The organism is Algoriphagus aquatilis, from assembly GCF_042657405.1.
Classification (GTDB): Bacteria; Bacteroidota; Bacteroidia; order Cytophagales; family Cyclobacteriaceae; genus Algoriphagus; species Algoriphagus aquatilis.
The window spans coordinates 1-13194 of sequence record NZ_JBHSKS010000027.1 but is presented as its reverse complement, the minus strand read 5'-3'; the positions used below and the strand labels follow the sequence as shown (position 1 = coordinate 13194).

The window sequence follows — 13194 nt, the reverse complement described above, 5'->3', positions numbered from 1 at the left end:
CCGCTTTTTTTGAAGTTTTCATGAAACAAAAAAACCTTATTGAAACCGCTTTCAATAAGGTCTTAATATTTAATTCAATATCAGATAGTTAGAGGGTGTTTCACCAACTATTTTTGACCATTAGATCAAAAGGATTAAACAACAAAAGCCCCGAATCTTCGAAATTCGGGGCTTTTTGATGTTAAAGGGGGAATTTTAGGAATTACATTTTCTCAATCACGATCGCTGAAGCACCGCCACCGCCGTTGCAGATGCCAGCCACGCCGATCTCACCGGATTTTTTGTGAAGTACTGAGGTGAGGGTGGTAATGATTCTGGCACCGGAAGCACCCAGTGGATGACCTAAGGAAACTGCCCCTCCAAATACGTTGAGTCGATCATTGTCCAAATGCAATTCTCGCTGATTGGCAATTGCCACCGCTGCAAAAGCTTCGTTGATTTCGTAGTAAGAAACCTCTTCAGCAGATATCCCTGCATGCTTTAGAGCTTTTGGAATGGCCAAAGCAGGTGCCGTGGTGAACCAAAGCGGATCGGTGGCGGCGTCTGCAAAGCCTCTGATTTTAGCCAAAGGCTTCAAACCAAGTTCCTCAGCTTTTTCTTTGCTTACCAAGACCAAAGCCGAAGCTCCGTCATTCATGGTGGACGCATTGGCAGCTGTAACCGTTCCATTTTTGTCGAAAACCGGCTTGAGGGAAGGGATTTTGTCAAACATCACGTTTCGGAATTCTTCGTCTTCTTCCATTAGGATAGTTTCCCCTTTTCTTCCAAGCATTTCCACCGGTACTATTTCATCCTTAAACATACCTGCTTCCCAAGCTGCCGCAGATCTTTGGTAAGATTGGATGGCATAGGCATCTTGCTGCTCACGGGTGATGTTCATTTCTTTGGCGGTATTTTCCGCACAGTTGCCCATTGGGAACTTATAGTACACTTCGAAAAGTCCGTCCTTTACCAATCCATCGACCAGTTCAGCATTGCCATATTTATATCCAAATCTTGCTTTCGGGACATAATAGGGCACATTGGACATACTTTCCATGCCACCAGCCACTACCACCTCATTGATTCCTAGCATGATGGATTGGGCGGCAAGCATGACAGCTTTCATTCCGGAGGCGCATACCTTATTGACCGTGGTGCAGGGCACATTATAGCCGACTCCGGCTCCGATGGCTGCCTGACGTGCAGGTGCCTGACCGAGATTAGCTGAGATTACATTGCCCATAAACACTTCATTGACTGCTTCTGAGGCAACGCCAGATTTGGCCAATGCACCTTTGATGGCGATGCTTCCAAGTTCGATGGCTGTCATGCCAGCTAATTTTCCGCCAAAACTTCCGAGTGGTGTCCTCACCGCGGAGACGATGTATACTTCTTTGATCATGTTAGTATTTGGGTTTAGTTTAAAGATAAAAGACCGAAGACCGAAGACGGAAGTAACCTCGGTCTACCGTCTTCGGTCTTCCAGCTTATTACCAATCCGGCAATCCCTTTTTAGGTCTTTGGGTTGGTTTTTTCTTATTTTCTTGAATGTATCTAAGCTCTGCGGAATTCATGGATTCCAGAATTTGAGCAGCCTGTTCTGGAGTGAGGTTCATGGACTTCAGCTTTTCACGCATCTCTTCGAGCTTTTTCTGTCGGTCGGCTAAGTTAGCGTCCATTTGATCGTTGGCGTTTTGGCCGGCTTCCTCACTTTTTTGGGATGGATTTTCACCTTTTTGACCTTCCTTGGCTTTGTCCTCGTTGGTTTGCTCTCCGTCTTTTTGATCAGACTTGGACTCTCCCTGCTCTCCTTCGCTTTTTTGATCCTGATTTTGCTGGTTTTGCTGCTGCTGATCCTGAGGATTTTGCTGTTGTTCTTGCTCTTGTTCTTTTTCCAGCTTTTCCTTGAGAGCTTTCAGTTTGGCGTCATTGGGAAATTTACCCAAGCCATCATTTACCTCTTTCAGTGCTTGTTCTTTTTCAGTCTTCACATAAGACCTTGCGGCACGATTAAAGTAATCACCCGCGCTTTGCGCCATTCCTTCCAGAGCAACCAAAAGGAAAAAAGCGAAAAGAAGACCAGTCAATTTAATTTTCATCGATTTCTACAACTTCTTTTAGGGTGGTCATAAAATCCTGGTAAGCTGCCACAGTAGAATCCTGTGCCAAGGCATCTTCCAGCAGATTCAACGCGTTTTTAAAACGGAATTGTTCTACCAAACGGTCAGCTTCTGCTTTTTTTCTTTTTGCAAACTCCGAAGGCTCGGGCTTGTTCTGTTCCTGTTGCTTGCGTTCTTCGTCCCTTTTCAGCCATCTGGCCAACAGCTCGTAATTGTATCTAGCCTGTTCGTTGAGCGGATCTTGAATGAGGGCAGATTGAAATTTACTCAAAGCTGTTTGGTACTCCTTCTTGTTCCCCAAAATAACTCCGGCCTGATTGTATGCGAAAGAAGCTAAGACTTTATCCGGATTTTGGGTTGCCAGATCATAAAAGGTCAAGGCCTCGTCCACCTGAGTGGCATAATGATGACTTAGTCCCAAGTCAAAATCCAAAGCAAATGAACTGTACTGAAATTCATCCACAAGTAACTGGTGATCCTTTACAGCGTCTTCATAACGGGCTTCTGCGTAGCTTTTCTCTGCCTTTTCGATGGCTTCATTCAAGCGGCTTACCCTTGTCCAAGAAGATGGGATCAATAGTAGCGTCGCGACGATTACCTTACTCCAGCTCATCAGAGTTTGATGGTTTTGATGGGAAGAATCATGTCCAAGAGGGCCAGGCCCAAGGCTGCCAAGAGGAAGTAGAAGTATTTGTTAGAACTTGCTTCTACTATTCGGGTATTGGAGACGCCGCCTTCCAGATTCTCAATGGCGGAAATTAAGCCTCCCATTTCTTGGGTTTGGTCGGATATCTCAAAATACTGGCCGCCGGTCTCATTGGCAATGTATTGGAGAGGGTCCCGGTTGAGTTTGGTCAAGGCAGGCTTGCCGGTCTGAGGATCGAGAACCATTCCATTTCCTCTAGGCATTTGGCCTCCTTCATCCGTACCGATACCTATGGAAAAGACCTTGATTCCATTTTCTATCAGGTCGCCTGCGATACCGTCGAGATCATCTCCAAAATGTTCCCCATCCGAAATCAAGACGACAGATCTTGACTTCAGTTCTTGGCTTTGATCATTCTGAAATCGTTCCAAAGCCATCTTCAAAGGCGTGTTCAGATCAGTTCCTAGGTTGGGAACCAATCCGATATTGAGGCCATCGATATACAAGTTGGCCACCGCCTGATCGTAGGTGAGTGGCAACTGAAGAAAGGCTTCTGTGGAAAAAATGATCAATCCGATACGGTCTGAAGGAAAGGATTTGAGCAATTCTTTGAGTTCAAATTGAATCCTCCTTAGGCGGTTTGGGGCTATGTCTGTGGCCATCATGGACTGAGAAAGGTCGATAGCGATAAAGATGTCTTTGCCTTCTTCTTTTACTTCTTTGTATGAATTGCCGATAGATGGGCCTGCAAAAGCGATCAGAAACAGGATAAAATAGCTTGTTCTGACAATCAGTTTGGTAAACAGGCGTTGCTTCTCCACCTTCAGCTTGCGGTTGATAGCCCAGAAGCGTGTGATGTAAAGCAGGTAAAGCAGGATGAAAATTCCTGCAAACAGAAGGGTAAGTTTGAGGTCAGGGTATGCCCAAATCATGGCCTGAAATTAAGAATTAAACCTAACTTTGAAAGCCTAAAACCTGCGAATGGACGCGATTGATCCAAAAGATAAAACATATTAACAAACATTAATTTTTCTAATGCGTTCGCCTTCTGTACCCTTCAAAAGCTTAATCTGATGTCCTTTTGCCGAATTCTGAGTGTCTTGCTTTTCCTATCTCTTGGCAATCAGGGCTTTTCTCAAATCAAAAGCAAAGTCACCGGGCAGGTACTGGATGTTGTGAAATCCGAACCACTGGTTGGCGCGAATGTCTATTGGGAAGGTCAGGTGTCCACAGGCACTATTACAGATATAGATGGGAATTTTACGTTGGAAGCGATGACATTTCCTTCTAAGTTGGTCATTTCGTACCTAGGATACGAAAAATCCATCCGTGTAATCCAGGCCAAAGAGGCTGAAAAGCCGATCAAATTTTACCTAAAACCCGAAGAACTTTCTCTTCAGGAAGTCATCATTCAGGAAAGAAGACCTGATGAGCAAGTGAAAAATCTGGAGATCGGTAAAGCCTCAGTGCCTATCGAAACCATCAAAAATATTCCGGCGCTTTTTGGAGAAGTTGACCTTTTCAGAAGCCTTCAGCTTTTGCCGGGAGTACAGACTGCAGGGGAGGGGACTACAGGTCTTTTCGTTCGAGGAGGCTCTGCTGATCAAAACTTGGTGCAACTTGACGGAGCACCTGTCTACAATGCTTCCCACTTTTTTGGGGTTTTTTCAGTATTTAATCCTGATGCCTTGAAAAAGGTGGACTTATACAAAGGAAATATGCCGTCTCAATTTGGCGGTCGTGCCTCTTCCTTGATTGATGTCAGTCTAAGGGAAGGAGGAAAAGACCAAATCCACGGAGAAGGCGGCATTGGGACTATTTCATCAAGGCTTTCGATAGATGGGCCTCTTTTCGGAAAAAACTCAAGTTTTATACTCAGCGCCAGAAGAACCTATGCGGATGTGTTTTTGAAATTATCTTCCGACCCAAATTTGAATAATAACAAATTGAACTTCTACGATTTGAGCGGGAAGTTTTCTTTTGTAATAGGGGAAAAAGACAAACTATCGATTAGCACCTACCAAGGAAGTGATTTATTAGGACTGGATAACCAGTTTGCCCTAGGATGGAGCAATTGGGTAAGTGCTGTCAATTGGAATCGGGTTTCAAGCGAAAGCTCATTTTTTGACATGCAAGCTTATCACTCGAGGTACAGTTACAAAGTGGATTTTGAAGATCGGGACAATGGATTTGAATGGACCAATTCCCTTTCAGAGTCAGGAGTTAAGGCTGCTTGGACAAAGGTTATAAAAGAGCCAACCACGGTAAATTGGGGTGTACATAGTCAAGTATATCACTTTGCTCCCACGGACTTGATTCCTGCACCGGATAGCCCGATCAGCCCGATCAATACCAGATCTGTCCAAGGGATTCTGAATAATCTTTTCGTAGGACTTGCACACGATTTCTCTCCAAAGGTGAGTACGGAGGCAGGACTTAGATGGGGGCTTTTCAATCAGCTGGGCTCGGGTATGCAGTATTTTTATCCGAATGATTTGCCTGAACCAAATCAAGACCCGACTGATTCGCTCGCATTTGGTAATTTAGAATCGATGAAATTCTACCAGGGACTTGAGCCAAGAATTGCTTTTCGATACCTGATTAATCCTGAGTTCTCAGTCAAACTAGCTTATAATCGTAATTTTCAGTACGTGCAGATCGCTTCCAACAGTTCGGCGGGTCTTCCCATCGATCGATGGATTTTGGCAGGAAACTATACCCCTCCCATCCGAAGTGATCAGGTTTCCTTAGGCTTATTCAAAAATTTTCAATCCAATAGGTGGGAAGTCTCTCTGGAGGGATACTACAAGGATTTGGACAATGTGATTGATTTGAGAAATGGCGCTCAGGTGTTGTTTACAGATAGGGTCGAGACAGAGCTTCTCACGGGTAGAGGATGGGCATATGGACTTGAGTTTTTACTTCGAAAAAATACTGGGAAAACAACCGGGTGGCTAGCCTACACTTGGTCAAGGGCTTGGAGACAAATCGATGGAATCAGCAGAAATCAACCTTATAACCCGCGTTTTGATCGTCCTCATGATGTGACGTTGGTGCTGAACCATGAGTTTTCACCTAGCTGGACAGCAGGCCTTACTATGGTCTACACCACCGGACAGGCTGTTTCTTTTCCAGTCGGTTCCTACGTGGTGGACAATCAGACAGTTCCCTTGTATTCCGATTTTAGAAATCAGAACAGATTCCCTGCCTACCATCGAATGGATGCTTCCGTCACCTGGAAAAATGCAGATAAGGGCAGGAAATGGAGGGGAAGTTGGAATTTTGGGGTTTATAATCTTTATGGAAGGAAAAATCCTTTTGCCTATGAGTTTCGCACCATATTCAATGATGATATCAATTTTTCCCTTTCCGATGGTGAAATTTTTTCCGCCAGACCTGGAGTGGTCATGACTTATTTGTTCACGTTTTTACCTTCACTCACTTATAATTTTCAATTTTGATGAGAACGATCTGGGTGCTTTTGCTGAGTAGTCTTTTCCTTTTTTCTTGTCAAGAGGAAGTGTTTTTGCCTCTTGATCAGAACGAAGAAGGCACACCTGTGATTGAAGCCATGTGGACAGATCAGGGGATTTACAATGAGGTAAAAATTTCCCTTTCCAATAATTATTATGACTCTGCCGAATATGTAGCTATAAGCGACGCACAAGTTTATATCAAAGTGGAACGAACGGGGAGAATCATTCCTTTCAGGTATGTAGACGGAACCAAAACCTATCGTGCAAATAACCCTTCCGAGCGAGCTAGAGTAGGTGAGCGATATCAGCTGAATGTCAATTGGCGAGGGAAAGTGTTTCAATCTGCGGGCACCATGCTCGAAGCGCCTATCGTGGATAGTGTGACTTGGAAATTTGAAGAAAAGCGACTTTTTCGCGAGGAAGGCTACTACATCAAAGTCTATGGGAAGATTCCATTTACTGAAAATAACAATTACCGAATTCGAGTAATTGAAAACGATACACTCAAGAATCAACGGGATGACTATTTGTTGTTCGATGACACCTTTGGTCTTCGGTTTTTTGAAGAGGGCCTTGAATTAGGCTATGCTTTTCAGGAAAAGGATGAAGTCAGACTAGAGCTGTACCGACTCAATAAAGATGCTTACGATTACCTAAACCAGTTGGTCAATTTGCTTTTCAATGATGGGGGCCTTTTTAGTCCTCCACCACAGAATCCACAATCCAATATCAAAGTAGTCAGTGGTGATTCTGAAGTCTTGGGCTATTTTGTTGTCAGTCCAGTGCTGACAAGATCCGTATTAATACAGGCCAAGTATGATTGATAAACTCAAAAAGAATTTTTGTACAGCCTTTTTTTAGAAAAATATCCATCGTAACATTGCGATTTAATTATGGGTGTTACCAAATCAGATCTATTCACTGCTGAGCAAAATCAATTAGCTCTCCTTGCCAAAGCCTTTGCGCATCCGGCCAGAATTGCCATTTTACAATATTTGGCAAAGACCAAATCTTGTGTAAACGGTACTTTGGTCCAAGAACTTGGCTTGGCACAGGCAACCATTTCCCAGCATTTGAGGGAATTGAAAGATATGGGCTTGATCAAAGGCTCTATCGAGGGGGTGTCCATCAATTACTGTCTGAATGTAGAAAAGTGGGAACTGGTTCAGTCCTTATTTAATGGCCTGTTTGATCAGTTGACCGATTCTTGCTCTTCTGGAGATTGCTGTTAAAAAAATTTATATCTATCAATCGTAATATTGCAATAATAAAATCACTATGAAACTCTCAGAAATCAAATCCCAACTACCAAACCTAGGTCAATTGACCTTTTTGCTGCCTGATGGAACTTCCGTTCCTGCACACTTCCATATCACGGAAGTAGGGCAAGTACAGAAAAAATTCATCGATTGTGGTGGCACAGTTCGAGATGAAAAATCCATCAATTTTCAGCTTTGGGAGGATGGAGATTATGATCATCGCTTAGGTGCAAAAAAACTGTTGGATATCATCGAGCTTTCAGAGCGGGTGTTGGGCTTAGAGGATTTAGAAGTGGAGGTAGAATACCAAGGAGATACAATTGGTAAATATGGACTCGACTTTAATGGAGAAGCCTTTGTATTAACCAAGAAAATGACGGATTGCCTTGCCAAGGATAAATGTGAGATTCCTGCAGAGAAGCCAAAATTACGCCTTTCCAGTATGCAAACTGCTTCAGCCGGTTGCTGTACCCCAAACTCAGGTTGCTGCTAAATCTTGACCAAAACCAAAATGAAAAATTCTTTTTATCCCGACCTCCAAAAGACCATTGAAAGTCTCCCAATAAATAGGATACCATCTGAACGAATGCCTGTCATTGAGTCAATGGTTGAATATATTCTTCGGAAGATTCGGGCCGGAGAGGAGGTTCGGCTCAACTTTATCTGTACGCATAATAGCCGAAGAAGCCAGTTTTCGCAGATTTGGGGACAGACAGCTGCGGATTATTTTGGAGTTGAGGCATTTTGCTATTCCGGTGGAGTTGAGGTGACAGCATTCAATGAGCGTGCGGTGGCAGCCATTCGAAGAGATGGGTTTAAAGTGGTGCAAAAAGGGGAGACAAATCCCGTTTACTTTGTTTTTCATGGCCCTGATTCGGAGCCGATTACGACATTTTCCAAAGTCTATGATGATGCCATCAATGCACAAAAGGGATTTGCTGCAGTGATGACTTGCGATCATGCAGATGAGAATTGCCCATTTATACCTGGCGCTGAGGTGAGAATTCCACTTAGGTTTGAAGATCCTAAGGCTTTTGATGGGACTGATTTAGAGGAGAAAATGTATTCCGAACGTTCACATCAGATTGGTGCAGAGTTGTTTGTGGTATTCCAAAAAGTTAAGGAGGGCCTATGAGCGGACCAAAAAGCCTGGGATTCTTGGATAGGAATTTGACCTGGTGGATTTTCCTTGCGATGGTGATAGGTGTGAGTTTAGGATACTTCATTCCATCCTTTTCTACCTGGGTCGACTCCATGAGTAGTGGAACGACCAATATTCCTATCGCCATTGGCCTCATCTTGATGATGTATCCGCCTTTAGCAAAGGTAGATTACAGGCTTCTGCCCCAAGTATTTAAAAACGTAAAGATTTTAAGTATTTCATTGATTCTAAATTGGATTGTTGGGCCATTGTTGATGTTTTTCTTGGCAATAATGTTCCTCAGAGATTACCCTGAATACATGGTTGGTCTAATATTGATCGGTTTGGCAAGATGTATAGCTATGGTCTTGGTGTGGAATGATTTGGCAGAGGGTAGTTCGGAATACGGAGCGGGGTTGGTTGCGCTAAACAGTATTTTCCAGGTGTTTGGATATAGCTTTTATGCCTGGCTGTTTATTACCAAACTTCCTCCTTTGTTAGGCTTCGAAGGAGCCATCATAGACATTTCTATTGGAACTATTGCGGAAAGTGTGGGCGTCTATTTGGGTATTCCCTTCCTTGCCGGACTTTTAAGCCGATTGATTATACCAAAGCTCAAAGGAGAATCTTGGTATCAGGAAGAGTATTTGCCCAAAATCGCCCCGATCACTCTTGTCTCATTGCTATTTACTATAGTAGTTATGTTTTCACTTAAAGGTGAGTTGATGGTTGAAATCCCCGGAGATGTTCTTCGAATTGCCCTGCCATTGCTTGTGTATTTCTTGGTCATGTTTGTAATGGGCTTTTTTTTCAGTAGAGCGATGGGAGCTCCATATGATCAAAATGCTGCAATTTCTTTTACCGCGGCAGGAAACAATTTTGAATTGGCAATTGCAGTGGCAATCGCTGTTTTTGGGTTGAGTTCGGGTCAGGCATTCGCAGGGGTGATTGGTCCTTTGGTAGAAGTTCCTGCATTGATTTTAATGGTCAGGTTTGCATTCTGGTTGAAGAAAAAATACTATACAAACTAGAATTTAAGAAGTTAAAACTTCCAGTATAAAAACCGGCTTATTGTTCCGGTTTTTTCATTTTTGAATTGCATCTGTTTCCTTTTTTTAAAATACTTCTTGCAATTGAAAAATCTAAATCATAGAATTACTAAATATTCGTAACAACAAGAAAAACCACTTAAAAGCTTTAGCATGGAAGAGTTAAATCAGCACGAAGAGGAAATCATGAGTTTGTTTTGGAAACAAGGCGAACTATTGATCCGAGACATTTTGGAGCAACTACCCGATCCAAAACCGCCCTACACTACCTTGGCATCCACTGTCCGCAACTTGGAGCGGAAGGGATACCTATCTCACCGTATGTACGGCACTGTAAACATTTACAAGCCGATCATCAGCCAAGAGGCATACAGCAAAAGAAGCATTAATCGTCTTGTGTCTACCTTCTTTGGAGGTTCCGTGGGCAGCTTCTTATCCTTCATGGTTAAAGAGAAAAATATCTCTGAGAAAGAAATCAGTGAATTGCAGGATTTGATTGATAAAATGGATAAACCTTCCAGCTAATGGATTTCTTACTTGTTTACCTACTTGAGGTTTCGGTTTGTCTTGGAGTAACTTTGTTGATTTACAGGGTGATTTTGAGCGAGCTGACTTTTTTCGCAGTGAATCGAGCAGTTTTGTTGCTGCTTTTGGCCTCGTCGTTTACTATTCCTTTACTCAGTTTTCAGGTTTTTGGGATAGGAGGAGCAGATGTGGTTCGGGAAATGACGCTTCCGGCATTTCAAGTAGGTGAACAAGAAACGTTAACTTCCGATCAAGTACCCCTATGGTCTAGGCTAGCAGTGGGTATTTACCTGCTAGGTGCGATTCTGATGGCGGCAAGGCTGGTTTTTGGGTTTATTCTCTCCCAAAGACTGATAGGTAAGGCTCAAAAAATCCGACATGGAAGTCACTTGATCGCTTTGCACCCTGAGTTTGTGCCGGCTTCATTTTTCAGATATATCTTGATGCCGAGTTTTGACCCGGAAGACGATGCCCAAAAGCAAATCATCCTTCACGAATCCATGCATGTGGCTTACAGGCATTCTTGGGATTTACTGTTGGTGAATATGGTCAAAGTGGTCTTTTGGTTTAATCCTTTGATTTACCTTTTTGAGAGATCCCTACGGGAGGTTCATGAATACCAAGCAGACCAAGGGGTGACTTCGTATTTTTCTCCTAAGGAATATGCCACGCTCTTGTTACGGTTGATAACTGCTAAGCATGGTTGGCAATTCATGAATAATTTCAATCAGTTTCAGACCAAAAAGAGGATTATTATGATGGCAAAAGGGAAGTCTTCTTCTGTCCAGAAGCTTCGAATTTTGGCTTTATTTCCTGTTTTTGGAATGCTGCTTTTTATTTTTTCCTGTGAAAAGGAAGAGCTACTGCCCAGTGTGGTTGAATTGGAAAAAGAGTTCCCCGCAATCCTTGAAGTTCCATTGACAGACGATCCTGCACCTGATGTACCAAAGGAAGAAGTTCAAAAGGTAAATCCTTTATTGATCATAGAAGACGCGGATGAAATATTTGATATAGTAGAACAACAGCCGAGCCCCGAAGGAGGTATGAGCGGCTGGAATACTTACTTGGCTAGGAATCTCAGGTATCCATTGGTTGCCAGACAGCGGGGGGTAGAAGGCACTGTGATTATTGTATTTGAAATTCATACCGATGGGTCTATTCACAATGTGGAAGTCCTTCGGGGAATAGGAGGAGGCGCTGATGAAGAAGCCGTCCGAGTGGTGTCCAATGCTCCAAGATGGGAGCCTGGTAGACAAAGAGGAAGGGCAGTAAAAACCCGAATGCGGTTGCCGATCCGATTCAAACTCGAAAAAGGGATTACTCCTCCAGAGAAAACCTCGATTTCAGAAGTTCCTGTCACCAGCAAAGGCCTGACGGATGCAGTTTCTGTAATTGGATATTTGTCAAATCAGTAGAAATTAAACGTGATATCCTGAATCACTTAACTAGTTGAGTCCATTCATTGAGTGATCGTTTCATATTTAACTCATCAGCTCATCTTATGAAAACTACCCAAGTAACCTCAAAATGGATCCTCTTTTGGATTCTCAACTTTGGATTTATCCAACTCGCCTATGCTCAAGGTTCTGCTCAATCGGTGAAAATAACCGGAATCGTAGTCGATGAGCAAGATGAAATTGTAAAAGGAGCTGCGATTTTGATCAAGCAGACCACCACAGGTACAGTGAGCGACCTCAAAGGTAACTTTTCGATCACGGTTCCTTCGCTGCCTATGACCTTGACGGTTTCTTTTGTCGGATTTGATACCGAAGAGGTTCAAGTAAAAAACACAGATGCTCCCCTCAAAATCCGTCTTAAAACAACAAAAAATCAACTTCCATCTCTATTCAAAGATGCACCGGCTTATCAGGTTCTTGACTCGGTAGAGGAAGTTCCCCAGCCTATTGGAGGAAGAGATGCTTGGCATAGTTTCGTGGCCAGAAACATTAAGTATTCTGCAAATGATCGCAAAGAAGGAATTCAAGGCATTGTAGTAGTCACTTTTCAAATCACGGAAGAAGGAAAGGTGAATGATGTGGAATTGCTCAGAGGAATCGGTGGCGAATCGGATCAAGAAGCATTGAGAGTTATTTCTGAGGCTCCAGATTGGATTCCAGCTAGACAAAATGGTCAACCTATAGCTGCCAGAATGCGGGTTCCGATTCTGTTTAGAATGGATTCAGATGAACCAAATGAACTCAAAAAAAGACTAAACGAACGAGCTATGTTAGATGAATATGGAAAGTATTTCGTAGTAGTCGGATATTCTTCCCCGTCTTCCACAGACTGATCTTGGCCTTTCAATTTCTCATTCCTATAGGAAGTCCAACGAATACGTATACCTCAATCGGTCACCTCTAAAATTCAACACAACTCTAACTATTGCATTTAAAATTCTTCAAAATGAAAACAAAACTTCTTTCATTACTGGGGCTTTCGATGATCATAAGCTTAGTGATTAGCCAAAAGTCCTTTTCTCAAACTACCCTGTCCCAGGTAGATGGTGTCTATCAGGCAGTGCCCGATATGCCAGTTCCTCCTGGAGGGATTGATGCTTGGATAAAGTATCTCACCGAAAATTTGACTTATCCAGCTACTGCCAAAGAAAAAGGAGTTGAAGGTTTGGTTGTACTTACCTTCGTTGTAAGAGAAGAAGGCAAGGTAGATTCTGTTGAAGTCCTCAGAGGAATCGGAGGGGGTTGCGATGAAGAAGCTGTAAGACTGGTAAAAAACAGTGGAATCTGGACTCCTGGAAAAATCGAAGGAAAAGCAGTTCCAGTCCGAATGAGATTACCGGTTCAATTCAAGCTTTGATCGACCATATCCCAGAATAGAAATGGCTGTCGAACCTCTGTTCGACAGCCATTTTCTCAAGTTTGGCTAATTTCTGGTATGAAACGCTGCTGCTAGTGTAGGATTATCTGATTTTTTGAGTGCTTGTAATTTTTTCTGGATGTTGACGAAGTCGGAGAAATTGATTTTTGAGGCGTCAGCCC

General features: G+C 43.0%; 14 protein-coding genes. 10 read left to right on the top strand and 4 right to left on the bottom strand.

Annotation, left to right across the window (positions count from 1 at the left end):
- Positions 1 to 202: 202 nt before the first annotated feature.
- The 4 genes from ACFPIK_RS18020 to ACFPIK_RS18005 all read right to left on the bottom strand — a co-directional run bounded on the left by ACFPIK_RS18020 (position 203) and on the right by ACFPIK_RS18005 (position 3680).
- Positions 203 to 1381, bottom strand: coding sequence for an acetyl-CoA C-acyltransferase (locus ACFPIK_RS18020; protein ID WP_377917843.1), 1179 nt, complete (start codon positions 1379 to 1381; stop codon positions 203 to 205).
- Between the two features lie 91 nt (positions 1382 to 1472).
- Positions 1473 to 2081 carry a hypothetical protein gene (locus tag ACFPIK_RS18015; protein WP_377917841.1) on the bottom strand — a complete coding sequence of 203 codons (609 nt, stop codon included), beginning with the start codon at positions 2079 to 2081 and terminating at the stop codon, positions 1473 to 1475.
- Positions 2071 to 2715 (bottom strand): hypothetical protein, encoded by a 645-nt coding sequence (locus tag ACFPIK_RS18010; protein ID WP_377917839.1) that lies wholly within the window; start codon positions 2713 to 2715, stop codon positions 2071 to 2073. The genes ACFPIK_RS18015 and ACFPIK_RS18010 overlap by 11 nt, the downstream gene beginning before the upstream one ends.
- Positions 2715 to 3680, bottom strand: coding sequence for a VWA domain-containing protein (locus ACFPIK_RS18005; protein WP_377917837.1), 966 nt, complete (start codon positions 3678 to 3680; stop codon positions 2715 to 2717). The genes ACFPIK_RS18010 and ACFPIK_RS18005 overlap by 1 nt, the downstream gene beginning before the upstream one ends.
- 141 nt (positions 3681 to 3821) lie before the next feature.
- Here ACFPIK_RS18005 and ACFPIK_RS18000 point away from each other — a divergent pair, with 141 nt between their 5' ends.
- The 10 genes from ACFPIK_RS18000 (at position 3822) to ACFPIK_RS17955 (ending at position 13012) form a co-directional block, all read left to right on the top strand.
- The gene (locus ACFPIK_RS18000; protein WP_377917835.1) at positions 3822 to 6209 is read left to right on the top strand and encodes a TonB-dependent receptor; all 2388 of its coding nucleotides are present in this window, start codon (positions 3822 to 3824) and stop codon (positions 6207 to 6209) included.
- Positions 6209 to 7048 (top strand): DUF4249 domain-containing protein, encoded by an 840-nt coding sequence (locus tag ACFPIK_RS17995; RefSeq protein ID WP_377917833.1) that lies wholly within the window; start codon positions 6209 to 6211, stop codon positions 7046 to 7048. The genes ACFPIK_RS18000 and ACFPIK_RS17995 overlap by 1 nt, the downstream gene beginning before the upstream one ends.
- 69 nt (positions 7049 to 7117) lie before the next feature.
- Complete coding sequence (locus ACFPIK_RS17990; RefSeq protein WP_377917831.1) at positions 7118 to 7456, top strand: ArsR/SmtB family transcription factor; 339 nt, start codon at positions 7118 to 7120, stop codon at positions 7454 to 7456.
- Positions 7457 to 7502: 46 nt separating this feature from the next.
- A complete protein-coding gene (locus ACFPIK_RS17985; RefSeq protein WP_377917829.1) occupies positions 7503 to 7976 on the top strand; it encodes a DUF6428 family protein in 474 nt (157 codons plus the stop codon).
- An 18-nt stretch (positions 7977 to 7994) separates the two neighbouring features.
- Positions 7995 to 8618 (top strand): low molecular weight phosphatase family protein, encoded by a 624-nt coding sequence (locus tag ACFPIK_RS17980; RefSeq protein WP_377917827.1) that lies wholly within the window; start codon positions 7995 to 7997, stop codon positions 8616 to 8618.
- Positions 8615 to 9655, top strand: coding sequence for an ACR3 family arsenite efflux transporter (gene arsB, locus ACFPIK_RS17975; protein WP_377917825.1), 1041 nt, complete (start codon positions 8615 to 8617; stop codon positions 9653 to 9655). The genes ACFPIK_RS17980 and arsB overlap by 4 nt, the downstream gene beginning before the upstream one ends.
- Before the next feature lie 171 nt (positions 9656 to 9826).
- Complete coding sequence (locus ACFPIK_RS17970; RefSeq protein WP_377917823.1) at positions 9827 to 10198, top strand: BlaI/MecI/CopY family transcriptional regulator; 372 nt, start codon at positions 9827 to 9829, stop codon at positions 10196 to 10198.
- Entirely contained in the window at positions 10198 to 11613 is a 1416-nt protein-coding gene (locus ACFPIK_RS17965) for a M56 family metallopeptidase (RefSeq protein ID WP_377917821.1), read from the top strand. Before ACFPIK_RS17970 ends, ACFPIK_RS17965 begins: the two co-directional genes overlap by 1 nt.
- A gap of 86 nt (positions 11614 to 11699) precedes the next feature.
- Positions 11700 to 12488 (top strand): energy transducer TonB, encoded by a 789-nt coding sequence (locus ACFPIK_RS17960; protein ID WP_377917819.1) that lies wholly within the window; start codon positions 11700 to 11702, stop codon positions 12486 to 12488.
- A 113-nt stretch (positions 12489 to 12601) separates the two neighbouring features.
- Entirely contained in the window at positions 12602 to 13012 is a 411-nt protein-coding gene (locus ACFPIK_RS17955; protein WP_377917817.1) for an energy transducer TonB, read from the top strand.
- Positions 13013 to 13194 lie beyond the last annotated feature (182 nt).